20 protein-coding genes are annotated in these 24463 nt (G+C 71.1%); 5 read left to right on the top strand and 15 right to left on the bottom strand.

Annotated features, from left to right (window positions below; all coding sequences use genetic code 11):
- Nucleotides 1–80: 80 nt before the first annotated feature.
- From VZQ01_RS14380 to VZQ01_RS14350, 7 genes are read right to left on the bottom strand one after another with little or no spacing between them, the layout of a single operon-like run.
- Complete coding sequence (locus tag VZQ01_RS14380) at nt 81–818, bottom strand: SDR family oxidoreductase (RefSeq protein ID WP_426748106.1); 738 nt, start codon at nt 816–818, stop codon at nt 81–83.
- Nucleotides 796–2193, bottom strand: coding sequence for an FAD-dependent oxidoreductase (locus VZQ01_RS14375; RefSeq protein WP_255665757.1), 1398 nt, complete (start codon nt 2191–2193; stop codon nt 796–798). Before VZQ01_RS14375 ends, VZQ01_RS14380 begins: the two co-directional genes overlap by 23 nt.
- Complete coding sequence (gene kynU / locus VZQ01_RS14370; protein ID WP_223783567.1) at nt 2180–3457, bottom strand: kynureninase; 1278 nt, start codon at nt 3455–3457, stop codon at nt 2180–2182. Before kynU ends, VZQ01_RS14375 begins: the two co-directional genes overlap by 14 nt.
- On the bottom strand, nt 3454–4470 hold the full coding sequence (locus tag VZQ01_RS14365; protein WP_223783566.1) for an amidohydrolase family protein: 1017 nt from the start codon (nt 4468–4470) through the stop codon (nt 3454–3456). Before VZQ01_RS14365 ends, kynU begins: the two co-directional genes overlap by 4 nt.
- A complete protein-coding gene (gene nbaC, locus VZQ01_RS14360; RefSeq protein ID WP_223745992.1) occupies nt 4467–4991 on the bottom strand; it encodes a 3-hydroxyanthranilate 3,4-dioxygenase in 525 nt (174 codons plus the stop codon). The genes VZQ01_RS14365 and nbaC overlap by 4 nt, the downstream gene beginning before the upstream one ends.
- The gene (locus VZQ01_RS14355; protein ID WP_141324887.1) at nt 4992–5420 is read right to left on the bottom strand and encodes a RidA family protein; all 429 of its coding nucleotides are present in this window, start codon (nt 5418–5420) and stop codon (nt 4992–4994) included.
- 21 nt (nt 5421–5441) lie between these two features.
- The gene (locus VZQ01_RS14350) at nt 5442–6884 is read right to left on the bottom strand and encodes an aldehyde dehydrogenase (protein ID WP_426748105.1); all 1443 of its coding nucleotides are present in this window, start codon (nt 6882–6884) and stop codon (nt 5442–5444) included.
- A gap of 282 nt (nt 6885–7166) precedes the next feature.
- Between VZQ01_RS14350 and VZQ01_RS14345 the strand changes: the two genes are divergently transcribed.
- On the top strand, nt 7167–8903 hold the full coding sequence (locus VZQ01_RS14345) for a GAF domain-containing sensor histidine kinase (protein WP_426748104.1): 1737 nt from the start codon (nt 7167–7169) through the stop codon (nt 8901–8903).
- A 48-nt stretch (nt 8904–8951) separates the two neighbouring features.
- Nucleotides 8952–9734 carry an SDR family NAD(P)-dependent oxidoreductase gene (locus tag VZQ01_RS14340; protein WP_267698062.1) on the top strand — a complete coding sequence of 261 codons (783 nt, stop codon included), beginning with the start codon at nt 8952–8954 and terminating at the stop codon, nt 9732–9734.
- Nucleotides 9735–9805: 71 nt separating this feature from the next.
- On the opposite strand, the gene VZQ01_RS14335 is transcribed toward VZQ01_RS14340, so the two are convergent.
- Nucleotides 9806–10414: a hypothetical protein gene (locus tag VZQ01_RS14335; RefSeq protein WP_141324897.1), complete on the bottom strand. Its 609-nt coding sequence runs from the start codon at nt 10412–10414 to the stop codon at nt 9806–9808.
- Nucleotides 10415–10647: 233 nt separating this feature from the next.
- Here VZQ01_RS14335 and VZQ01_RS14330 point away from each other — a divergent pair, with 233 nt between their 5' ends.
- Nucleotides 10648–11433 (top strand): 2-keto-4-pentenoate hydratase, encoded by a 786-nt coding sequence (locus VZQ01_RS14330; protein WP_426748103.1) that lies wholly within the window; start codon nt 10648–10650, stop codon nt 11431–11433.
- 4 nt (nt 11434–11437) lie between these two features.
- Here VZQ01_RS14330 and VZQ01_RS14325 read toward each other — a convergent pair whose 3' ends face one another.
- The 3 genes from VZQ01_RS14325 to VZQ01_RS14315 form a co-directional block, all read right to left on the bottom strand.
- Nucleotides 11438–12892: a hypothetical protein gene (locus VZQ01_RS14325; protein ID WP_426748102.1), complete on the bottom strand. Its 1455-nt coding sequence runs from the start codon at nt 12890–12892 to the stop codon at nt 11438–11440.
- Between the two features lie 341 nt (nt 12893–13233).
- Nucleotides 13234–14523 (bottom strand): hypothetical protein, encoded by a 1290-nt coding sequence (locus tag VZQ01_RS14320; protein WP_267698060.1) that lies wholly within the window; start codon nt 14521–14523, stop codon nt 13234–13236.
- Between the two features lie 118 nt (nt 14524–14641).
- Nucleotides 14642–16060, bottom strand: a complete 1419-nt coding sequence (locus VZQ01_RS14315; RefSeq protein WP_426748101.1) for an FAD/NAD(P)-binding protein — start codon at nt 16058–16060, stop codon at nt 14642–14644.
- A gap of 187 nt (nt 16061–16247) precedes the next feature.
- Between VZQ01_RS14315 and VZQ01_RS14310 the strand changes: the two genes are divergently transcribed.
- Entirely contained in the window at nt 16248–16820 is a 573-nt protein-coding gene (locus VZQ01_RS14310; RefSeq protein WP_426748100.1) for a cysteine dioxygenase, read from the top strand.
- Here VZQ01_RS14310 and VZQ01_RS14305 read toward each other — a convergent pair.
- From VZQ01_RS14305 to VZQ01_RS14290, 4 genes are all read right to left on the bottom strand, one after another.
- Complete coding sequence (locus VZQ01_RS14305; RefSeq protein WP_426748966.1) at nt 16759–17751, bottom strand: sensor histidine kinase; 993 nt, start codon at nt 17749–17751, stop codon at nt 16759–16761. The genes VZQ01_RS14310 and VZQ01_RS14305 overlap by 62 nt on opposite strands.
- A 207-nt stretch (nt 17752–17958) precedes the next feature.
- Nucleotides 17959–19140, bottom strand: coding sequence for a serine/threonine-protein kinase (locus VZQ01_RS14300; RefSeq protein ID WP_426748099.1), 1182 nt, complete (start codon nt 19138–19140; stop codon nt 17959–17961).
- A gap of 134 nt (nt 19141–19274) precedes the next feature.
- Nucleotides 19275–20264: a hypothetical protein gene (locus VZQ01_RS14295; RefSeq protein ID WP_223783560.1), complete on the bottom strand. Its 990-nt coding sequence runs from the start codon at nt 20262–20264 to the stop codon at nt 19275–19277.
- A 244-nt stretch (nt 20265–20508) separates the two neighbouring features.
- Complete coding sequence (locus VZQ01_RS14290) at nt 20509–21912, bottom strand: serine/threonine-protein kinase (RefSeq protein WP_223746004.1); 1404 nt, start codon at nt 21910–21912, stop codon at nt 20509–20511.
- A gap of 282 nt (nt 21913–22194) precedes the next feature.
- Here VZQ01_RS14290 and VZQ01_RS14285 point away from each other — a divergent pair, with 282 nt between their 5' ends.
- Nucleotides 22195–24456, top strand: coding sequence for a serine histidine kinase EspA (locus VZQ01_RS14285; RefSeq protein WP_194869594.1), 2262 nt, complete (start codon nt 22195–22197; stop codon nt 24454–24456).
- Nucleotides 24457–24463: the final 7 nt, after the last annotated feature.

The following is a 24463-nucleotide window of genomic DNA, read 5'->3' as shown; positions in this document are numbered from 1 at the left end:
TGCCTTGCAACCCAAGCACTGCGCCACCGTCTCCTGCCTTCGTCACCGAGCTGGCATGGGCTCGGCGTCACGGAGGTACGTCAGAACCCGCGCGCCGCGCCGCCGTCGACGGCGATCGACTGGCCGGTGATGTACGAGGACTGCTCGGAGGACAGGAACGCCACCAGCGAGGCCAGCTCCTCCGGCCGCCCCAGTCGCCGCGCGGGAATCTGCGGGGCCACCTTCTCGTCCGTGAGGCCCAGCTGCGTCATCCGCTCCGTGGCGTGGAAGCCCGGCAGCACCGCGTTGAGCGTGACACCGTGCTGCGCCACCTCGTTGCTCACCGTCTTCACCAACCCGAGCAACCCCGCGCGCAGCCCGTTGGAGATGGTCAGGTTCGGCATCGCCTCACGCGCCGCCAGCGACGTCACCAGCGTGATTCGGCCCCACTTGCGCTCCTTCATCCCCGGCAGCGCCGCCTGGATTCCATCCACCGCCGCCATCCACAGGCTCTGGAACCCCAACTGCCACTGCTCCGCCGTCAGCGACTCGAAGCCGCCCGCGGGAGGCCCGCCCGTGTTCACCACGAGCACGTCCACGCCGCCCAGCTTCGCCACCACCTCATCCACCAACCGCTTCGCCGCGCCCGGCTGGTTCAAGTCCGTCGGCACAGCGAGCGCCGCGCCCAGCGACTTCGCCGCCTTCTCCAGCTTCTCCCCACCGCGAGAGCAGATGGCCACCGTGGCGCCTTCCTTCACCAGCGCCTCGGCCGTCGCGTATCCCAACCCCGCCGACGCGCCCATCACGAGCGCGCGCTTACCCTTCAGTCCGAAATCCATCCGCGTGCTCCTTCATGAATGGCACCAGCCGCTCGTGGATGAGCCGCTTCGCCCGCTCCAGGTCCACGTCCTCGGCGCGCGTCAGCCCCTCGGACAACTCCGAGACGATGCCACCGGCAATCGCCCCCACCTCGTACGCCAACCGGTACGGCACCCGGCTGAAGCTCACCATCGAATACCGACTGACGAACTCACCCGGGAAGGTGTTGAGCAACACCTTCTCCACCGCCTTCTCCAACAGGAAGCGCGGGTTGCCCGTGCTGTCGCGCATCTCCACGAAGTTCTCCACCGCCATGTCCGCGATGGCATCCGCGTTCGTCTTGCGCAGCCGCGCCAGCTCCCCGAACAGCGTCTCCCAGTCCCCGCCCTTGCCGAGCAGCCCCTCGAGCACCGTGCAGTCCTCGAAGCCGCAGTTCATCCCCTGTCCGAAGAACGGGACGATGGCGTGCGCCGCGTCCCCCAGCACCACCGCCTTGCCACCCACGTTCCACGGCGCGCACTTCACCGTCACCATGCTGCCCGTGGGCCGAGCGAAGAACGCCTGCGTCAAGTCCGGGATGAGCGCCTTCGCGTCCGGGAACTGCTCCTCGAAGAACGCCTCCAGCCGGGCAGGGGAGTCCAGCGACTCGAAGCTCACCGGCCCCTTCCACGGCAGGAACAACGTGCACGTGAAGCTGCCATCCTCGTTCGGCAGCGCAATCAGCATGTACGTCCCGCGCGGCCAGATGTGCAGCGCGTGCTTCTCCATCTGGAACGCGCCGCCCGGCCCGGGAGGAATCGTCAGCTCCTTGTACCCGTGCCCCAGCGTCTCCGCCGTCGACTCGAACCCCGGCACCTTCTCCAGCGCCTGCCGCACCGCCGAGCCGGAGCCGTCCGTGCCGAACACCACACGCCCCTCCTCGCGGCGCTCCTCACCCGTGGCCTCGTCCACCACCGTGAGCACGCCCTGGTCCAGGTCCGCGCCCGACACCCGCTGCCTGAAGCGGATGCGCACCTTGCCCGTGGCCTCCGCCGCGCTCATCAGGAACTTGTTCAGCCACGCGCGCGACAGCGAGTTGATGTGCTGCGAGTCATCCTTCCCATAGGGCTGGTACATCAGCGCGCCCTTCGGGGGATGAATCATCCGTCCCCGCATCGGAATCGCGTGGCGCAGCGCCTCCTCCTCCAGCCCCACCTGCCTCAGCGCGTACAACCCCCGCGTGGAGATGGCCAGGTTGATGGAGCGCCCCGCGTCGATGACCTCGCGCCGCATGTCCGGCCGACGCTCCAGCACCTCCACGGTGTGCCCACGCCGCGCCAGGAACACGGACAGCAGCGAGCCCACCAGTCCCGCGCCCACCACCGTGACGGCCTCGTTCCGCTCACCCACGGGCATGTCCCTCCAGCGTCTTCACGAAGCGGTACACATCCGTGAACGAGCAGTACAGCGGCGCGGGCGCCGCGCGGATGATGTCCGGCTTGCGGAAGTCACAGATGATGCCCGCGTCCGCCAGCCGCTTGAGCATGCTCGGCGCGTCGCCCTGGAACCGCAGGGACAGTTGCGCCCCGCGCTGCTTCACGTCGCGCGGCGTGGTGATGCGCACGTAGCCGGGCGGCAGCTTGTCCAACAGGAACTCCAGATACCCCGTGAGCCGCTCGCTCTTGGCGCGCAGCGCCGCCATGCCCGCCTGGTCGAACAGCTCGAACGACGCGCGCAGCGCCGCCAGCTGGAGGATGGGCGGATTCGACAGCTGCCACCCCTCCGCGCCCGGCAGCGCGTCGAAGTGCGGCCCCATCTGGAAGCGCGTGGCCTTGTCGTGCCCCCACCAGCCCTCGAACCGGGGGATGTCCTTCGAGCGCGCATGTCGCTCGTGCACGAACACCCCACCCAGGCTCCCCGGTCCGCCGTTCAGGTACTTGTACGAGCACCACACCGCGAAGTCCGGCCCGTCGTCGTGCAGCGACAGCTTCAGGTTCCCCGCGCCGTGCGCCAGGTCGAACCCGACGAAGCATCCCTTCGCGTGCGCCGCGTGCGTAATCGCGGGGATGTCGAACGCCTGGCCCGTGAGGTAGTTCACGCTGCCCAGGAGCACCAGCGACACCTCGTGGCCGTGCTGCTCCAGCGTCGCCAGGATGTCCTCGGTGCGCAGCGTCTCCTCACCGGCGCGCGGCTTGAGCTCCAGCACCGCCTCGCGAGGGTCGAACCCGTGGAAGCGCGCCTGCGAGGCCACCGCGTACTGGTCCGACGGGAACGCGCCACCCTCCACCAGAATCTTGAAGCGCTCCTTCGTGGGTCGGTAGAACGACACCATCATCAGGTGCAGGTTCACCGTCAGGGTGTTCATCACCACCACTTCCTGCGGCTTCGCGCCCACCAGCCGCGCGGCCTGCTCGGTGACGAGCTCGTGGTAGTGCAGCCACGGGTGGCGCCCGTGGTGGTGCCCTTCCACGCCGAAGCGGGCCCAGTCCTCCATTTCCTCCTGCACGTAGCGCGCGGCGTTCTTCGGCTGGAGCCCCAGCGAGTTGCCCGCCAGGTACACCACCGGCTTGCCATCCGGGCCGGGCGGGAAGTGGAACTGCTCGCGGAAGGAGCGCAGCGCATCCTCGGCGTCGGCCTTGCGCGCGAAGTCCTGGGAGTCCTCGAAGGTGTACGTCGTCATGGGGCGAAGTCCTCGCGCGAGCGCCCCAGCCACGCCAGGGCGTTCTTCCACAGGAGCTGCTCGCGCGCGTCGGATGAAAGCTCCGTCAGCGATTCGATGAGGGTGCCCGGGCGCAGCTCGCCCAGGGGGAACGGATAGTCACTGCCCAGCGCCACCTTGTCCTGGCCGAACAGCTTCACGATGAAGCGCAGCGTGTCCGCGTCATGCACCAGCGAGTCCACCCAGAAGCGCCCCAGGTACTCGCGCGGCGGCACCTTGTTGTCCACCGCCACCAGGTCCGGCCGAGCCTCGAAGCCGTGCTCGATGCGCCCCAGCGTCCCGGGGAACGCGCCGCCACCGTGCGCGAAGGCGAAGCGCAGCTTCGGCAGCCGCTCCAGCACGCCCCCGAAGATGAGCGAGCACATGGCCAGCGACATCTCCGCGGGCATGCCCACCAGCCACGGCAGCCAGTACTTCTGCATCTTCGCCTCGCCCATCATGTCCCACGGGTGGACGAAGATGGACGCGCCCAGCTCGCTCGCCGCCTGGAAGAACGGGAAGAGCTTCTCGTCGGAGAGGTTCCAGTCGTTGACGTGGCTGCCAATCTGCACGCCCGCCAGGCCCAGCTCCTTCACGCACCGCTCCAGCTCCCGCACCGCCAGCTCCGGCGACTGCAGCGGCACCGTGCCCAGCCCCACGAAGCGCTTGGGGTGCTCGCGCACCACCGAGGCCACGTGGTCGTTGAGGAAGCGCGACAGGTCCAGCCCGTGCTCCGGCTGCGTCCAGTAGCTGAACATCACCGGCACGGTCGAGATGACCTGCACGTGGACGCCCACGTCGTCGCATTCCTCGATGCGCTTCACCGGGTCCCAGCAGTTGCTCTCGACCTCCCGGAAGAACTTCCCGTCGTCGCGCAGCATCCGCGCGCGGCACGGCGCGTGGTGGTCCAGCGTGATGAAGCCGCCGTACCCGTAGCGCTCGGCGAAGCGCGGCAGCTTCTCGGGCAGCAGGTGCGTGTGGATGTCGACCTTCAACGAGAAGGCCCTCCCTTGGTCACCTTCGTCCCGCACTTCTTGCAGGTGCAGTTCGCGTCGTTGCCGTAGAAGTGCTCGAAGATGGGCGGCAGCTGCGTCACCAGATTCGTGACGTGCACGAACTCCTCGTAGAGTTTCTCGCCGCAGGAGGGGCACATCCACATGAAGCCATCCAGCTCATGCGGCAGGCGGCGGCGCTCCAGCACCAGCCCCACCGTGCCCGCGGGGCGCTGGGGCGAGTGCGGCACCTTGGGCGGCAGCAGGAAGATCTCCCCCTCGGAGATGGGGATGTCCACGGGCTTGCCGTCGTCGAGCACGCGCAGGTTCATCGTGCCCTCCAACTGGTAGAAGAACTCCTCGCCCTCGTTGATGTGGAAGTCCGTGCGCGCGTTGGGGCCGCCGACGACGGTGACCATGAACTCACGGTCCGCCCACACCTGCTGGTTGCCGACGGGCGGCTTGAGCAGGTGGCGGTGCTCGTCGATCCACTTCTTGAAGTTGATGGGGGTCAGCCGGCCCATTCATTCATCTCCGATGGTGGCGATGCACTTGAGCTCGATGGCGATCGGCGTGGGCAGCCGGTTGATCTCGAGCGTCGTCCTGCACGGCGGGTTGTCCTTGAAGTACTCGGCCCACAGGCGGTTGTACGTGGGGAAGTCCTTCTTCATGTCCGTCAGGTACACCGTGACGTCCACCAGCTTGTCCCAGGAGGAGCCCGCGTCCTCCAGGATGTAGCGGACGTTGCGGAACACCGAGTGGCACTGCGCCTCGATGTCGTACGAGGTGATGTTGCCCTCGGCGTCCAGCTCCACGCCGGGAATCTTCTTCGTCCCGCGCTCGCGCGGGCCCACGCCCGACAGGAACAACAAGTTGCCCACACGCCGTGCGTGGGGATACAGGCCCACCGGCTCCGGGGCCTTCTGGGAATCGACTCGCTCACTGGTGCTCACGTCGCGTCTCCGTCCAGCGCGTCACAGCTTGATGCACACGTTCTTCGGCTCGGTGAAGAAGCGCAGCGCCTCCCAGCCGCCCTCGCGCCCCACCCCCGAGTCCTTCACCCCGCCGAACGGCGTGCGCAAGTCACGCAGCATCCAGCAGTTCACCCAGACGATTCCGCTGTGCAGCCGCGAGGCGAAGCGGTGCGCCCGCTTCACGTCCCGCGTCCACACGCTCGCCGCCAGGCCGTACTTCGTCGAGTTCGCCCACGCGAGCACCTCGTCCTCGGTGTCGAACGGGATGAGCGTGGCCACCGGGCCGAAGATCTCCTCCTGGTTGGTGCGGCAGCTTGCGTCCAGGCCCTCGATGAGCGTGGGCTCCACGAACCAGCCCTCGCGGCAGCGGCCCGTCAGGCTCGCGCGCTTGCCACCCGCGAGCACGCGCCCGCCCTCCTGCTTCGCCAGGTCGATGTAGCCCATCACCTTGTCGAAGTGCTGCTGGGACACCAGCGCGCCCTGCTCGGTGCCGGCCTCCAGCGGGTCACCGACCTTGAGCGCCTGCGTGCGCGCCACCAGCGCGTCGCGGAAGCGCTCATAGATGGGGCGCTGCACGAAGATGCGCGGGCCGCAGAGGCAGATCTGCCCCTGGTTGGAGAACGACGAGCGCACCGTCGTCGCCAGCGCCTCCTCGAAGTCGCAGTCCTCGAAGATGACGTTGGGGTTCTTCCCGCCCATCTCCAGCGAGAGCTTCTTGAAGCTCGGCGCGGCCACGCGGGCAATCTCCGCGCCCACGCGGGTGCTGCCGGTGAAGGAGATGGCCGGGATGTCCGGGTGCTCGCTCATGGCCGCGCCCACCTTGGGGCCCAGGCCGTGGACGATGTTGAGCACGCCGGGCGGCAGACCCACGTCGCGGCACACCTGCGACAGGAGGAACGCCGTCATCGGCGTGACTTCGGAGGGCTTGGCCACCACGCAGTTGCCGATGGCCAGCGCGGGCGCGAGCTTCCACGTCAGCAGGTACAAGGGCAGGTTCCACGGCGAGATGCAGCCCACCACGCCCAGCGGCGAGCGCAGCGTGTAGTTGAGCGCGACGCCGTCGGTGGCGTGCGCCTCGCTGGAGAACTGCGTCACCGCGTCCGCGAAGAACTCGAAGTTGAGGATGCTGCGCGGGATGTCCACGCTGGACGCCACCGACAGCGGCTTGCCGGAGTCGATGGACTCCGCGCGGGCGAACGCGTCCAGTCGCTCGCGAATCGTGTCCGCCACCTTGCGCAGGAGGCGCGAGCGCTCGGCGGCGGGCGTGGCGGCCCAGGCCGGGAAGGCGCGCTGGGCGGCCTCCACTGCGTGCTGGATGTCCGTGGCGTCCGAGTCCGGCACCTGCGCATAGACCTTGCCCGTCGCGGGCTCGGGCTTGTCCAGCCACTGGCCGCCGCGCGCGGGGATGAGCTCTCCGCCGATGTAGTTGAGCACCTTCTGCATGTCCGAGCCCTCCGTGCGCCCGTCCCCGGGATGGCTCGCGAGCGCCTGGTCCCTCGGGTGCCGGGAGACAGGGGGAGCGCGGGGGCCCGGGTCGAACGGGGCGCAATGTACGCAACCGAGCCAGCCGTCACCAGCATCACGGAAAGCGCGCCTCGGAGCGTCGTCCTCTCGCGTCAAACGGGTGACGACTCCGGCTGCCTGGAGGGTGGGCGAGCGGCGGGGGAATACGGAGGACTGGAGGCGCGAGGGGCCGGACCGGGTTGTGTGTAAAGGGAGTCAGACATGCCCATGGAACCTGTCGCGCCGATGTCCGAGGAAGAGGCGCGCGCGGCGGCGGATGCGGACTCACGGCAGCTCCTCTCGGCGGCCACCGTCGAGGAGGCGCTCACGGTGCTCGTGGAGGTCGCCCGCCGGCTGACGCGCGCGCACCAGGCGACCGTGGTGCTGACGCCTGCTCCCGGCAGGACGCGGGGGGCGAGCGTCACCTCGCTCTCGCGCGCCTACGAGGTCTGGGGCGGCTACGCCGTGCCCTCGGCAGGCGGTCGAGCCCGGCGGGAGCGCCGCGCCGCCACGCGGGGCGCGGAGCCCCGGGGTCGGCTGGCGGTGGCGCTGCCCTCGAACGCGGGGGTGCTCTACCTCTTCGACCGGGAGGTGGGGGACTTCAGCCGCGAGGACGAGTTGGCCCTCTCCCGGCTCGCCCGCCTCGCGGGCCTGGCGCTGGAGTCCGCCCGCCTTCTGCGGGAGGAGCAACAGGCGCGCACGGAGGCCGAGGACGCCGAGCACCGCGCGGCCTTCCTCTCCGACGCCAGCCGCCTGCTGGCCTCGTCGTCGCTCGACCCCAAGGTGACGCTCGACACGCTGGCCCGCCTCAGCGTGCCCGTCATGGCGGACTGGTGCTTCGTCGACATCATCGACGAGGGGGGCGCCGTGCAGCGCACGTCCGTGGCGCACGCCGACGCGCGCGATGCGCCGCTCGCCCTGCGCGTGCGCGAGTTCCCTCCCGGGCCCGAGGGCAGCATCCACCCCACCACGCGCGTGGCCCGCCACGCCGAGTCCCTGCTCGTCGATGACGTCGACGACGCGTGGCTGCATCGGGTGTCGGTGAGCGAGGCGCACTACCAGACGATGCGCGAGGTGGGCTTCCACGGCATCATGTCCGTGCCGCTCGTCGCGCGGGGACGCTCGCTGGGCGCCCTCACGTTCCTGGCGGTGCGCCCCTCGCGCCACTACAGCCAGGCGGACCTGGAGACGGCGCAGGACCTGGCCCGCCGCGCGGCGCTGTTCCTGGACAACGCCCGGCTCTACCGCGAGGCGCGCCGCTCGGTGCTCTTGCGCGACGAGTTCCTCGCCGTGGCCAGCCACGAGCTCAAGACGCCGCTCACGCCGTTGCAGCTGCGCCTGCAGTGGCTGCGGCAGCAGACGCCCAAGGACAGGCCCTACCTGCCCACGTCGCTGGTGCTCTCGCAGCTGGACGTGGTGCAGCGCCAGGTGGACAAGCTGTCGGGGCTGGTGCACGGCCTGCTCGATGTCTCGCGCATGTCCAGCGGACGGCTGTCCTTGCACCGTGAGGACGTGGACCTGGAGGTGCTGGCGCGCGAGGTGAAGACGCGCCTGGCGCTCGCGGCGAGCCAGGCTGGCAGCGAGGTGTCGCTCACCACGCACGGGGACGTGAAGGGGCACTGGGACCGCTGCCGGCTGGAGCAGGTGTTGACGCACCTGCTCGCCAACGCGCTGAAGTACGGCGCGGGCCAGCCGGTGCGCCTGGAGCTGGAGGACGCGGGGGACGACGTGGTGGTGCGCGTGGAGGACGCGGGCATCGGCATCGCGCGCGAGTACCAGTCCCACATCTTCGAGCGCTTCGGCCGCGCCGTCAGCGAGCGTCACTACGGCGGCCTGGGCCTGGGGCTCTACGTCACCCGGCAGATCGTCGAGGCCCACGGCGGCACCATCCAGGTGGCGAGCGAGCCGGAGAAGGGCAGCCACTTCGAGGTGACCCTGCCCCGACGCGAGAGCACCTGACGTGCGTCCCGCTCCCGCTCGGCTATAAACGCCCCGGGAGGAAACAACATGTCACGCAAGGTGGCCCTCATCACCGGAGCATCGGCGGGGTTGGGTGAGCAGTTCGCGCGGCGTTTCGCTCGGGACGGACACGACGTCATCCTCGTCGCTCGCAGTGCCGAGCGCCTGGAGGCGCTCGCCGCGACGCTCCAGAAGGAGCACGGGGTGACAGCCCACGTGCTGCCCGCGGATTTGACGCGGCCGGAGGCGCCCGAGCAGCTCTTCGCGCAGGTGGCTGAGCGCGGCCTCGTGGTGGAGTTCCTCGTCAACAACGCGGGCTTCGGCTCCGCGGGCCCCTTCCTGGACCAGGACGTGAAGCGCGAGGGGGAGATGGTGGAGGTCAACTGCACCGCGCTGTTGAAGCTCACGCACCTGTTCGCCCGGCCCATGCGCGAGCGCGGCCACGGCCGCATCCTCAACGTCGCCTCCACCGCCGGCTTCCAGCCGGGGCCCTACATGGCCACGTACTACGCGACCAAGGCCTTCGTCGTGTCGCTGTCGGAGGCGCTCTCCTACGAGCTGAAGGGCACGGGCGTGACGGTGACGTGCCACTGCCCCGGCGCGACGCACACCGAGTTCGCCCAGCGCGCGGGCAACGACAAGACCCGCCTGTTCCAGCGCACCGGCGTGGCCAAGGCCCCGGACGTGGTGGAGCACGCGTACGCGAAGATGATGCGCGGGCGCGTGCTGGCCATCCACGGCGTGGCCAACGCGGTGGGGGCCTTCATGGTGCGCCTGAGCCCGCGCGCCGCCGTGCGCGCCATGGTCGCCGGGCTCAACCAGCAGGGCTGAGCGCCTGATGCGGACCGGGCCGTGAGCTCCTCGGCTCGAGGAGGCGTCACGGCCCGGCGCGCGACCTCACTTCAGTTGAAGGTCGCGGTGAACAGCAGCGAGAAGTGGGTGACGTTCCAGTCGTCGTTGCCCTCGCCTCGGATGCGGCCCAGCGCCAGCTCCGCGCCGATGCCCACGCCCCAGTTGTCGCTCACCCACCACTCCTTGCCCAGGCCCAGGTGCAGGCCCACGCCGGTGTCGGTCTCCGCCTCCGTCTCGCCCTCGTACGAGGCGCTGAGCTGGTTCGCCACCACCGCGCCGGAGAGGTAGAAGTTGACGGGCATGAAGTAGTACGCGAGGCCCACGCCGATGGCGGCGTAGTTGCTGGCCACGTCGTCGTCCTCGTCCCCCTCGATGGTGACGCCCTCCACCTCGATGTCCGGGTTGGGGGTGGAGGTGCCGAACAGCTTTCCGTAGAGGATGAAGTTGTTGATGGGCGCGAAGCCCAGCTCCAGGTTGAGCGTGCCCGCGCCGCCCTTGAGGGCCAGGTCCACGCCTTGTCCCACGGCGGCCGAGTGCGTGTAGCCCAGGCCGAGCTGACCGCGCAGGTAGAAGCCATCGTGGGTGTGTCGGCCGCGGTCATCCGCCAGCGCGATGGAGGAGGGAAGCAGCACTGCCGCGAAGAGCCAAGAGTAGCGCATGAAGTCGAGTCCTTGCTTCGGTGGAGCCCGCCCCGGCCGGGAGGTCTCGTCGGGGTGATGCCGCATGGCGACCGCTCGATGCCAGCCCGGGAGACACCCCCAATCCCGGGTCCTCGGGCTTATACCCCGGTGACGGCCGATGCGAGCAACCCTCGCCCGACACCGCGAAAGCTGCTCTGCTGCGCGCCCCCCGGCGCCGGCTTTCCGCGCCGCGGACTCAGAAGAGGGATGCGATGACTGGGACTGTGAACCCCGCGGAGCTGGCCCGACGACTGGACGACGCGAGGCGGGAGCGGCGGGAGGTGCCGCCCTTCACCAACGAGCTGCCCGCGCTGTCCGTGCCGGACGCGTACGCCATCCAGGAGGAGGGGCTGAAGCTGCGGCTCGCGGCCGGTGAGCGCCTGGTGGGATTGAAGATGGGCCTGACGTCCGAGGCCAAGCGCCGGCAGATGAACCTGGACTCGCCCGTGTATGGCGTCCTCACGGACAAGATGCGCGTGCAGGCGGACGGCGTGGTGTCGCTCGCCCAGGGCATCCACCCGAAAATCGAGCCCGAGATTGCCTTCCGCACCGCGCGCGAGCTCAAGGGCACCGTGACGCGCGACGAGGCGTTGGATGCGTGTGAGTCCGTGTTCGCGGCGATGGAGATCCTCGATTCGCGCTACCGCGACTTCAAGTACTTCTCCCTGCCGGACGTGGTGGCGGACAACGCGTCCTCGTCCCTGTTCGTCCTGGGGACCCAGGAGCACCCGCCGCGCGCCATGGATTTGACGCGGCTGGAGATGAAGATGTTCGTGAACGACGCGCTGGCGCACTCGGCCCGCTCGGACGCCATCTCCGGGGACCCCGTGTTGTCGTTGGTGCAGCTGTGTGAGCTGCTCGCGAAGCGCGGACAGGTGCTGCCCGCGGGGAGCATCGTCCTGGCGGGCGCGGCGACCATCGCGCACATGTTCCAGCCGGGAGACCGGGTGAAGCTCGTCGTCGAGGGACTCGGCTCGGTGGCGGTGTCGGCCGCCTGAGTCCTTACTGGAACCAGGAGGAGGCCACGTCCGCGCTCTGGTGGCGCGGGCGCACGTCCGTCTCCAGCCATTGCACGGCGTAGCGCTCACCGTGCTGCTTCAGGAACGCGTCCAGTTGCTCCGGCCTCAAGCGCTCGCGGGTGGAGTGATGCGCGGACAGCGCGCGCCGCATCGCCGGGTGGTAGCGCACGAAGGACGCGAAGTCGCGCGGGTACTCCCGCGCGTCCACGCCGAGCAGCTGGCCCCGGGTGCGGCCTCGCGACAGCAGCTCGCGCCAGTGCTCCATCGTGGCGAGGCCGATGGACTCCACCCCGCGTGAGCAGAGCGTCAGGTACATCGCGTCCCACGGTGTGGAGCGGTCCAGGTAGCGCTCGAGCGCGCGCGCCGAGGCCCGCGTGTTGAGCACCATCCAGAACGGCACCGCGCCGGTGCGCAGCGTCCACCAGGGCTCCAGGAGGATGGAGCACTCCGCCAGCAGCTTGCCGGAGGGCATCTTCCGCTCGCGGTACCAGTGCCGGTACAGGTCCGCCACCAGCGGGCTGAGCGCCTCCGGCTCCGGGTAGACGATGCGCTTGAGTCTCCAGCGCCGCTTGCGTGCGAGCCGCAGCAGGTCCTCGCGCAGGGCGGGCTCGAAGCCCCACTCCGCCTCCGGGCTGTCGCTGTCCGGCGGTGGTGATGGCCAGCGCGTCAGGGACGAGCCCTGCTTGCGCAGGTAGGCCTCCACGCGAGGGCCGCCCAGGTAGTACTCGTCCGGGCTCGCGCCGCCGAGCGAGCCTTGTTGGAAGACATGCCGCTCGCCTTGCTGGAGCGTGGGCCAGCGCAGCTCGCACTCGGACACGAAGAGGGTGGCGCCGGGCTCCAGCGCTTCCTCCAGGAAGCGGATGTACGCGGGGCTCAGTCCGCGTCGCTTCACCCGGAAGTGCGTCAGCCCCTGGAGGAGGAGCCGGTCGTGGTTGGCGTCGTGGGTGTGGTGGAGCTGCAGGTCCGGATGGGATTCCAACAGACGACGTGCGGGCTCGCGCGCGAAGCCGAGGGTCTTCATCGGCTCGTCCACGGGCACCTGGCCGTCATGGCGCACGGAAAGTAGATGCGTCTGCGGCAGCCACGGGATTCCCAGCGCGGCGCACAGGTGGACGAGCGCGCCGTTGGTGGCGCCCACCACGGCCGCCGGGTAGCGGCGCCTCGGGTAGCGGCCCACGACCCAGCGTGCGAGGGCCTCCGCGTCGAAGCGCGCGAGGGCCCTCGGCGTCAGCGCCTCCGCCAGCGCGCCGCGCACCCACGCGACCTCGCGCAGCGGCACCGACAGGCGGTTGACGGCGGGCGCCAGCGCCTCGAACAGCGGATGCGTGTGGCGGTGGGCTCCCAGCGCTGGAGCGTCCCGGCCGTGCAGGAAGGCCGCGAGCGCCCGCAGCAGCGCGGCCGAAGAGTCGAGGTCCGCGACGAAGCGGCCCGCCCTCATCGCGCCAGCTCCGCGCGACGAGCCTCGGGCGGGTTCGGTGCGAGATGACGTGCGCCAGGCGAACTCCGCGCCGCTTGCTCCGGGTCCACGCGCCGAGGCCCGTTCGTGTCCGGCACGCGCCGACGGGCATCGGGCGAGCACCGTGCCTCGCGTGCCGACTCCTCGCGACGAGCCCCGTGCGCGTCCGACGCCGCACGACGTGCGTGTGGTGGATTCATCTCCCCCTCCAGGGCTCTGGCTTGGCGTCCTCAGGCAAGGTAGCCCTGACGCACCCGCCGGGCAGGCCGCTGACCGGGGCCTGCTCGCCTGCAGTCCCGGGAGGCGCGGGTGGACGCCGTGCGTCAGGGCCCCGGCTGTCGCGCCAGGTCCGCCGTCACGCGCAGCCCCTGGGCCGCGTACGCGCGCGAGCAGGGACGCAGCCGGGCCTCGGTGGGCCCCATCGGCTCCAGCACGAAGGAGGAGTCCTTGTGGCGGGGCGGCGAGTCCGGCCAGTGCCCCCGCTCGGCGCGCGCCAGGTCCACCTCCGCCAGCGTGATGAGCGCGTCGTGCTGCAGCCGGCGCAAATCCAGCCGCTCCGCGTACTCGCCATACGTGACGACGTCCGGACCGTGGAGGCTGAGCGTGCCCAGCTCCAGCAGCGCGAACGCGCGCCGGCGCGCCCCCGTGGGCAGGTCCGCGGCGGCCGTCAGCGCGTCGAAGCCCTCCACCAGCTGCCACCACGCGCGCCGCGCCGTCAGCGCGTTGTCGTCCGGAGGCGCGAGTCCCAGCAGCTCCGGCGGGACGATGTCCTGGCTCCCCGCCGGCAGCCGCGCCAGCGTCTCTTCGGAGAGCAGCGGCCGGAAGTGGACCAGCTGCAGCAGCACCGACTCCTGCCGCAGCGTGACGGAGAAGGGCGCGTACCCATCCGCCAGGCGCGCCAGCTGCGAAATCGCCAGGCGCTTGCGCTCCAGCGGCGCGGCGTCCAGCGCGTCCGCGCAGGGGTGATAGAGCACGCCGTGGCCCGTGGCGGAGAGCAGCTGCCCCTCCATGCCTCCCCCCAGCTCCAGCTCCCGGCTGAGCGCCAGCGCGTCCAGACACACATCCAGCGCCGCCGAGGCCTGCCCGTGGGACAGCCGCACCCGCGTCTCCAACGCCGCCAGGTGCACCACGTACATCAGCGCGAACCGCCCATTGGCGCGGGCGGGCGTGAGGGGCGCCAGCGCCCCCAAGCGCTCGGGCAGCCCCCCCACCTCCGCGTGTGTCGCCAGCAGCACCCGCGCGAGCAACGGCCGGGCCCGCTCCAGCGCCTGCTCACAACCCTGCGTCAGCGCCGACGTGGGCAGCTTCCCGTCCGCCACGTCCCGACAGGGCTGCCCCTGCGCCGAGTTCCCCTGTGGCTTCTGTTGCTCCTGATACAGCTGCAGCACGGGCTCGAGCAGCGGCTCCAGGTGGCGCGCGAAGCTGCCCGGGACCGAGGGATTCACGTGCGAGGGCCGCGCGTAGCTCGTGCGCGACAGCTCCCCCACCTCCCGCACCAGCCGCTCCTCCAGGGGCCCCGTGCGCAGCTTCACGTACGCCCACCCGCCCCCGCAGGCGAGGAGGACGGCGAGTGCGCCGCCAGCGAGGGTGTAGAGGGGACGGTGGAGGGCCATGAGGGGGAGTCCGGCGGGCGGAGCCTCGCATGAAACCCCCGCTCCGGGGACTCGCCGCGTCATCCTTCCGTGACTTCACTCGCCGTCTGGGCCTGGGGGCCAGCGTCCGGCCCGGGGGTCAGCCGGCACTGCGGCGGGGAGGCAGGAGGCCATGGTTCAGCCGGGCCAGCAGGTGGTCCGCGAGCGCGCGGGCCTGGGCGCGAATCTCCGGCACGGCCGTGGTCTCCCACAGCTCCCCCCGGCGCAGGGGGCCCAGGGTGTAGAGGAGCCCTCCTGTCCGCCCGCTCGCGTCCAGCAGGGCGCCGTGGCTGTCGGTGTCCAGGCCCATGCCGAGCGTGTCCGGCCGCAGCCGCCCCTCGTCCGCCAGGCGCTTGAGCAGCGGGTGGCCGTGTCGGGTGACGGTGCCCTCGGGGCCGGTGCAGTTCACCACGTGGCGGACCTGGAGGTGCTCCTCGCGGCCCTCGCCTCGCGGGAGGATTCGCGCGTGGACCGTGCCGGTGTCGTCCAGCCGGAAGCCGCGCACCCGGGCCGCGCGCACCGTCAGTCGTCCTGTTTCCATCAGCTGCTCGAGCCCATCGGCGACGCCGGGCGCCATCCGGTGGCGGTGGACGTCCCAGTAGGAGCGCAGGTGGCGCAGGAAGCGCCGTCGCTCCACGTCCGACAGCCGCTGCCACAGGGGCACCGTCACCGGCCTCAACGCATCCACCACCGCGCGCCAGCTGGCCCCCGCGTCCGTGGCCCGGCGCACCTCGCGCCGCAGCACCCGGAGCAGCGCGCGCACGCGCACGGGGATGGGGTGCAGGGTGGTGTCGTCCTGGGGCCGCAAGCCCTCGCGTCGCAGCGCGCGCAGCACGTCGCGGATGCCGGGCGAGTCGTACGTGCCCGCGGCGGCCCGCACGTGCCGGTGGGGCAGCAGCCCGTGCCGCGACAGCGCGTACAAGGGGCCCGTGTGGCCCTGCTCCTCCAGCGACAGCACGGCGTCCACCATGGTGAGCCCCGTGCCGATGAGCAGCACCGCGTCCTTCGCGCCGATGCCGGCGAGCGCGTCAGGGACCCACGGCGAGCGGTGGTAGTGGGGGCTCGCGTACAGCCCGCCGTCCTCCACCCGGAGGTCCGCGGGGTCCGCGTTGCCCAGCGCCAGCACCGCGCGGCGCGCGACGTGCTCCGCGCCGTCCCCGGTCGTCAGCGTCACCAGGCCGCCGTGCTCGCGCATCGAGACCACCTGCGCGGACCGCGTCTCCAGCCGCACCCCCGGGGCCGCGCGCGCGCGTGTCTCCTCCAGCACCTCCGCCAGGTATTGGCCATAGCGCTGCCGGGGGACGAAGTCTCCGGGCGCCGTGTCGGGCGCCTGTCGCCGCACGGCGCGCAGGAAGTGCTCCGGGTCCTCCATGAAGGCGCCCATGCGCCCGGCGGGGACGTTGAGCAGGTGACGCTGGCTGCGGGTCGAGTAGGCGAGCCCCTGGCCCACGCTCCGGCCTCGCTCCAGCAGCAGCACCCGCAGGGGCGCGCGTGCCTGCTTCAGGAGGTGGATGGCCAACAATGTTCCGCTGGCCCCGCCCCCGACGATGGCCACATCCCATGGGCTGCTGTGTCCTTGCACGCCGCAATCCTATGTCCGCCTGCGCGTGACGGCATCCACGCTGGCGGTGTGGACAATCGGATGGCAACCCCTGGTCAGGGTCCGAGGGCGTGTCCACACTCCCACGCACATCCCGGGAGGACCCATGCGAGAGCGCTCCACCATAGGAGAGTGGGACCGTGAGGTCCCGGACACGAAGAGCCTGCTCGGCTGGTCACTGCCAGAGGGTCGGGACGCCGTCCCATCGCTGACGTGGCTGGTGGAGCGGCTTCGTCACAGCCGCCCCGACTGGGGGCTGCTGGGCTCGCTCGTCCGGTTCGACGACGCGCGCTACGTGCGCAGGACGCTGGCGAAGACGGACGCGTGTGAGCTCCTGCTCGTGTGCTGGATGCCGGGGCAGGGCTCGCTCGTGCATGACCATGGCGGCTCCGCCGGCGTGTCGCTGCTCGTGCAGGGGAGCCTGGACGAGACGCGTTACGACTGGGCGGGAGACAGGCTGCTGCCGGCCGTCGTCGAGCGCGCGCGGGAGGGCGACTTGTTGCTCGAGGCGTCGGACACCATCCACCGCGTGCACAACTCGTCGCGTCGGGGCGCGGTGTCGCTGCACCTGTACGCGCCGCCGATGGAGGGCATGACGCCCTACGACAGCCAGGTGGTCAGAGCGCCGCGTCCAGTTGCCGTGGGGGCTGGGCGAAGGCGCCGGCCACGGGCAGGGTGACGCGGAAGATGCTGCCCCGGCCGGGCGCGCTCTCCAGCGTGAGGGTGCCGCCCAGCGACGTGACGATGCCGTGGCAGACGGCGAGCCCCAGGCCGGTGCCCACGCCCAGGGGCTTGGTGGTGAAGAACGGGTCGAAGATGCGCTCGCGGTGCTCGGGGGAGATGCCGCAGCCGGTGTCGCGCACCTCCACCGCGACGACGCGCCCGGGCATCGCCTCGCTCGCGACGACGCGCACCTCGTTGAGCTCCACCTGACCGGGGACGATGGCCTGCGCCGCGTTGAGCAGCAGGTTCAGGAACACCTGACCCAGCCGGGCGCCGTTGCCCTGCACCGGGGGCACGCCGTCGCACTCGACCACCAGGCGCGCGCGGTGCCGCAGCTCGTGCATGGCCATCTTCGCCGCGGTGCGCACCACCGCGCCCACGTCCGACGGGCCGCTGCCCACGTCCTCGGAGCGCGAGAGTGTCTGCAAGTCCCGCACGATGAGGCGGATGCGCTCGGCGCCGTCGCGCGTCTCGGCGAGCGCCTCCAGCACCTCCTGGCGCTCGCGCTCGGGCAGTTGCTCCTTCTGCTGGAGCTCCTGGTGGATGTACTCCAGGTTGCTGAGGATGAAGGCGAGGGGGTTGTTGATTTCGTGGCCCACGCCCGCGGCGATGCGGCCCAGGGCGATGAGCCGGTCGGCGAAGAGCAGCTGGGCCTGGGTGGCGTGGAGCTGCTCCAGGCTGCGCGACAGCTTGGCGTTGGCGGCCTCGAGCTCCGCGGTGCGCTCGCGCACCGTCTCCTCCAGCGCCCCCGAGGCCTCGCGCGCGCTGGTCGTGCTGGAAGCTTCCGGGCCGGACGGTATCCCCTGACGTGCCAGGAAGGCGCGTCGCAGCGTGCCTCGCCGCTGCGCCACCGCCGACATCAACAGCACCCTGGCTCGTAGCGTCATCACGTCGCAATCCCAGCGTCAGGTGTCCATCCCGTGGAACGCGCGGGGACGGGTGGACAGCGCCAGTCAACACCGCCAGGACGGCCCGGGCAAGGAGCCGATGTCGTCTGGCGAGGCGGCGAAAGCACTTCCAGGTGGGTAGTCGACGGCGGCGCGCCCCCGTGTCGGAGCCAGCGTTGGGCGGTGGAAGCTTGGGCGCGAGGTGTGTCACCGCGCGCGCGGAGACTCGGAGGCGTGGCGGTCCGACGCCACCGAGGGCTGCGCGCGCCGGGCCCAGCACGCGCCACCCACCAGACACGCACCCATGACCACCGCGAGCAGGAGGCTCGACACGCCCTTGAGCCGCGCCGTCCCCGTCGCGGGCCGTGCCCGGACCACGAGCCGGGGCACCTCGGGCTCGGACGCCGGCCGGTACGCGGGCAGTCCACCCGAGCTGGCCGCGCCGCGCCGCCCTCTCGACGGTGGCCAAGTCCCCTCGGTGGAGGCGGGCACGTCCGCCACATCGGGGAACAGCGGCGCGTCCCACGCACCGTCCGCCGACGCGAGCTCCGCCTCCAGCGCCGAGCACCACGTGCTCGCGGTGCCGCGCCGCCAGGGCTGCTTGGACAACAGCCGCGAGCACAGCTCGCTCAACGCCCACGGCACCCGCGGGTTGAGCACGTGCGGCGACACCGGAGGGTGGTGGATGACGGCCAGCTCGCCCTCGGGCGTCTCCACGTCCACGAACGGGTGGCGCGCGGTGAGCATCCAGTAGAGCACCACGCCCAGCGCGTACAGGTCATCCGCGGACGTGGGCGGATACACCCCGTCGGGATGCGCGCGTCGGAACGCCAGCGCCTCCGGGCTGCGGTAGCGCGGCGTGCCCGGCGGCAGCACCCCGCGCGGCAGCCGGGGCGCCCCCGAGTAGTCCCCCACGCCGAAGTCCATCAACACCGGCGTGCCGTCCTCCTCGCGCACGACGACGTTGTCCTCCTTGATGTCGCGGTGGAGCACGTCCGCCGTGTGCGCCGCCTCCAGCCCCCGCGCCATGCCCAGCGCCAGCGTCGCGGCCCCTCTCGCGGACGGGTTCTCCTCCTCCACCCACTGCGCCAGCGGACGCCCCCTCACGTACTCCATCGCCAGGTAGAGCCACGCGGGAGACTCGGAAGGAAAGAGCCCGCCCGCGCGGAAGCCCACCACGTTGCGATGCGCCAGCCGCGTGAGGATGGCCACCTCGCGCAGGGCCCAGCCCCCCAACTGCTCCAGCGACTGCAGCTTGAGCGCCACGGCGGCCCCGTCGCGAGAGGCGCGGTACACCACGCCGCACCCTCCCGCGCCCAGCAACGCCTCCACCCGGTAGCCCGCGATGTCCGCGCCCTCGGGCGCGTCCAGGACGTGATGCTTGTCCATGCCACCTCCCCAGTCGGACACGACCTCGGGAATGGGGTGAGGCTAGCACCACCTCCGAGGATGTCCCCCCCGACAGCGGGGAGGGGCCCACACGCCCCGGCCGCGAGTGTGCGGCAGCGGATGGCGCGCTGCCCTCAGGGGCAGGCGCCGCAGTCGGCGTTGCAGCTCGTCGCGGTGGTGCCCGTGCCGCAGCGCTCGGTGAACTGGCAGACGCCATCCCCGCACCGATAGATTTCCGCGGGGCGGATGCGCGCGGTGATGGGCTGGTAGGTCTTCGCGTTGTGCGTGCACGACGCGTAGTAGGGCAGGGGGTTGTTGCCGGCGTCCCTGGCCACCGTGCACAGCGAGGCGCACATGCCCAGGTGGGTGATGGGCGGGCACTGCTGCGTGGTGCCCGAGGCCAGCCCACACGTGCGAGGCGTGCTCCGCTCCGCGGTGAGGTACGGCTGGTCATTGGCCGCGAACACGCCCGTGCCGTCGAAGAGGTTGCCGAAGTAGCAGGCCTCCTTCTCGCTGTAGAGGTCCAGCTCCGCCTGGGTGTAGGGGATGGCTGGAGGCGTGGAATCGCTGGTCGCCGCGACGCGGCCCAGCACGGAGATGGGCACGTGCAGGCCGTACTTGTTCGCGTGCGCCGCCAGGCACGCGGACACCACCTGCTGCTCCGCCTCCGTCGCCGCCGCCCCGTTCGCCCAGCTCGTCGCCAGCCCCAACGAGCCCAGCCACGTGTACTGCACCCCCGTCACCGGGTTGGTGAAGGTGCGCGTCTGCCCCGCCGCCACCGCGCACGTCACCACGTAGGACATCACCGCGTCCGCCGTGCTCGGGTCCTGGTTGAACCAGTCCTTGAAGCCATTGGTCGACAGGCCGTTGGTGGACAGGCCATTGGTGGAGAGCCCGTTGGTGGACAGGCCGTTGGTGGACAGGCCGTTGGTGGAGAGCCCGTTGACGGACAGCGCATGCACGCGCAGCTGCCCCAGCTCCTCCCCCACCGGCTCCAACTCCACCCCGCAACCCGCCGCCCCCATCCCGAGTCCCCAACCCAGGAGCCCCACCACGCCTCCGCGAGCCCAACGGCGGATGGAGCGGGTGTGGCGAAGCGACTGCGAAGCTGGAATGCGGTGCATGCGTTTCCCCCGTGTGTGGTGGTCAGCGAGGGCTGACCACCTTGTCGTCCACCCGCTTCAGCGCTCCCAATCGCGCTGAAAACTGATGGGCTCGACAAGATTCGTAGGGGATTTCCCTGCGCGCATGCTGCTATGGAGGAATTTTCTTTTCCCGTCGAATCAATAACAGCAGGGTTGTAAAGTCCTAGACCCAGTCAGGTCTGGATGGATTTGATTAAACGGAGAATTTGTATTTCAGGAAAAACTAGAGAGGCTCTGGAAACTCCAGGCTCAGCGCGGCGGCGGGGGTGAGGGCGAAACCCTCCGGCCCGCGCAGCCTCCAGGCGCTCACGTCGGTGACGGGGCCGCCGACGATTTCGGATTCGCCGGTGTCCCCGCGCGTCTCGGCCTGGCCCAGGTGCAGGCACAGGTGGACCTTGGCATCCACGGGGTCGGCGAGCTTCTGCGCGGCCTGCTGGAGGATGCGCAGCGAGCGCTCCGCCTCGCGCAGGTAGGTGGTGCGCTCGGGGGTGGGCGCGCCGTTCTCCAGGGGGCGCACGGCGAGCAGCGTGGTGCCGGACTGCAGCGCCAGCAGGAAGCCCCCGCCGCGCAGGCCCTGCTCCAGCCCGTCCAGCACGTCCGCGAGCACCGCGTACATCGCGTCGTCGTCCTGGGCGGCCGCCGTCGACAGCACCACCTCCGCGTGGACGGCGAGCGCCAGCCGGGTGCGGTGGGTGGGCTGCACGGGCTCCTCGGCGGCGTCGGCGAGCGCGGCCAGGAACGCGCCCACGCTGCCGAAGCGGCGGCTGGCGTCCTTCTCCAGACAGCGCAGCACCACCTGGTCCACGGCCGGGGACACCGGGGCGATGGCGCTGGGCCTGGGCGCGGGGGCCTCCAGGTGCAGCCGCTCCAGCTCCATCCGGTCCTCGCAGAGGAAGGGGTAGCGGCCGGTGAGCAGCTGGTGCAGCAGCACGCCCAGCGCGTAGATGTCCGTGTGCGGGCCGATGGCGCCCCCGCGGAACTGCTCGGGCGCCATGGCGTGGGCGGTGCCCAGCCGCTGGCCGGCGATGGTGAGCCCCTCCTGGGTGGCCTCGGCGGACAACAGCTTGGCGATGCCGAAGTCGAGCAGCTTCACCCGCGGCTTCTCGCCCTCCTCCACGACGAGGATGTTGCTGGCCTTCAGGTCGCGGTGGACGACGCCCGCGCGGTGCGCCGCCTCCAGCGCGCCGCACACCGGCTCCAGGTAGGCGCGCGCGCGGGACGCCGACAGCCGCCCGCGCTCCTGCACCACCTGGCCCAGGGTGCGCCCGGCGAGCAGCTCCATGACGTAGTAGGGGCTGCCGTCCGGCATCAGCCCGAAGTCATAGACGTCCACGATGTTGGGGTGGCGTATCTGGTTCACCACCCGGGCCTCGCGCACGAAGCGCTTGAGCATCTCGCCCTGATCCGCCAGGTGGGGGTGGAGCACCTTCACCGCGGCCCGTCGGCCCAGGATGCGGTGCTCGGCTTCATAGACGCTGCCATGTCCGCCGGAGGCCAGCAGGGCCTTGAGGACGTACTCGCCCGCAAGTGTTCCCGGGCCTCGGCCCGCATCGCCTCTTGTCCGCTCGGTGCCATGGAGATCCGCGCGTGCCTGGATGCGGAACGTGCTCTCGGAGTCGGCCGCCATGTGGCGTCGTACCCTAGCACCGCGCCCGGGACGCCTGCTGCATGGCCTGGGCCCGAAGCGTCCGCCGCGACGCGGCAATCCTACCTGGGCGTTCACCACCCATCACAGCGGGTGGCGGAGGCAGGGGCAGATGTTGCCTGGCGTATGCTCCAGGGCCCCATCACCCCGGGTGGTTGGACGCTGGGCCCGGGGACTGCTGGATTCTCGGGACGTGACACCACGCGTGCAAGCTGGGGCAGGTGGAGTGGACGGACGCGGCGCGGGGTGCCGGGGGGCTGCTTGATGACGACATTGGATGACCTCACGACCTGCGCCGGTCTGGCGCTGGCTCCGCCGTCCTCGACGGGAGCCTGCCTCATCCTCATCAGCACCACGACGCCCGCGGCCATCGGCAAGGCGTACCGGCTGGAGCCCGGCGAGCACATCATCGGCCGGGGCTCCGAGGCCACGGTGCGCATCGACGACCATGGCGTGTCGCGCAAGCATGCCCGCATCGTCCGCCTGCCGGACGGGGGCTGCCACGTCACGGATCTGGAGTCCACCAACGGCACCCTGCTCAACGGCACGCCCATCGCCACGGCGGAGCTCCAGGAGGGCGACAGGCTCCAGATTGGCACCGTCACGGTGTTCCGCTTCTCCAAGCGGGAGCTGCTCGAGCAGCGCGAGGAGGCCCTGCGCCAGGCGCTGTCCGCCGCGCGCGTGGGCATCTGGGATTGGAACGCGCAGAGCGGCCGGGTGACGTGGAGCGAGCAGGTGGACCGGCTGTTGGGGCTGCCCGTGGGCAAGCTGTCCGGCCGCGCCATGGAGCTCGAGGAGGTGGTGCACCCCGCGGACCTCCCGCGTGTGCGGGAGTCCTTGTCCATCGCGTTGGAGAAGAAGACGCAGGTGGACGTGGAGTACCGCATCGAGCCGCAGGGCAGCGGGTGGCGCTGGATTTCGTGCAAGGGCGACGTGCTGTGCGACGCGGCGGGGATGCCCGCGCGCGTGACGGGCACGGTGATGGACATCACCGCCCGCAAGCAGGCCGAGCAGGAGCTGGCGCGCCAGGCGCTCATCTTCGAGAGCATCTACGACGGCGTGGTGATCACCGATTTGGGCGGCGGCATCATCGACTGGAACGCCAGCGCGGAGCGGATGTTCGGGCGCAACAAGACGGAGGCGCTGGGGCAGACGCTCTTCCGCGTGCTGCACCCGGACGAGCCGGACCGGATGACGGGCATGGTGCTCGCGGGGCTGGAGAAGCAGGGCCGGTGGTCGGGGGAGCTGGAGTTCAAGCGCCGCGATGGCACCACCTGCTGGTGTGAGTCCGTCGTCGTCCCGCTGCGCGACAGCGAGGGGCGCACCATCGCCAACATCATGGTCCACCGCGACACGTCGGAGCGAAAGCAGCTCCAGGCGCACCTCGTCGTGGCGGACCGGCTGGCGTCGGTGGGTACGCTGGGCGCGGGCGTGGCGCACGAAATCAACAACCCGCTGGCGTACATGCTGGTCAACCTGCACCTGGTGCGCGAGGGCCTGGAGCGGATGGAGAGCCAGGTGCCCGCGGCGGCCATCGCCTCGCTGCAGCAACTGGTGCGGGAGACGACGGAGGGCGCCGAGCGCATCGCCACCATCGTGCGCGACTTGAAGGTCTTCGCGCGCGGCGAGCAGGAGGTGCGGCTGATGCCGGTGGACGTGCGGCGCGCGGTGGAGCTGGCGTGCAAGATGGCGGACAACGTCATCCGTCACCGCGCGCGGCTGGTGACGGAGTTCGAGCCGGTGGCGCCGGTGGAGGCCAGCGAGTCGCGGCTGTGCCAGGTGTTCCTGAACCTGCTGCTCAACGCGGCGCAGGCGATTCCGGAGGACCGCTCGCCCGAGCACGAGCACGAAATCCGGGTGGTCATCCGCGCCGGGGACCGGGGCCGGGTGCTGGTGGAGGTGCGCGACACGGGCATGGGCATGACGGCGGAGGTGATGGACCGCATCTTCGACCCGTTCTTCACCACGAAGCCCGTGGGCGTGGGCACGGGGCTGGGGCTGTCCATCTGCCACGGCATCATCGAGTCCATGGGCGGCTCCATCCACGCGGAGAGCGAGCCGGGCAAGGGCAGCACGTTCCGCGTCGTGCTGCGCGCGGCCACGCGGGAGCTGGAGCTGTTGCCCAGGCTCCAGACGGTGGTGCCGACGAACGCGCGGGCGCGCATCCTGGTGGTGGACGACGAGCCGAACGTGACGCTGGCGCTGCAGCGCTCGCTGGCGGCGGACCACGAGGTGGCGACGGCGAACAGCGCGCAGGCGGCGCTGCGGCTGCTCAACGAGGGCAGCCGCTTCGACCTCATCCTCTGTGACGTGATGATGCCGGGGATGACGGGCATGGACCTGTACAACGAGCTGGGCCGCAGCGCGCCGGAGCAGGCGGGCCGCATGGTGTTCATGACGGGTGGCGCCTTCACCCCGCGCACGGTGTCGTTCCTGCGCGAGGTCCCCAACCTGAAGATTTCCAAGCCGCTGGACCTCACCCAGCTCCGCGAGCTGGTGGGGCGCTCGGCGGAGGCGAGCCGATGACGGGCTC

This window comes from Myxococcus faecalis (genome assembly GCF_050039385.1).
Taxonomy (GTDB): domain Bacteria; phylum Myxococcota; class Myxococcia; order Myxococcales; family Myxococcaceae; genus Myxococcus; species Myxococcus fulvus.
This window is presented reverse-complemented; position numbering and strand designations above follow the sequence as displayed.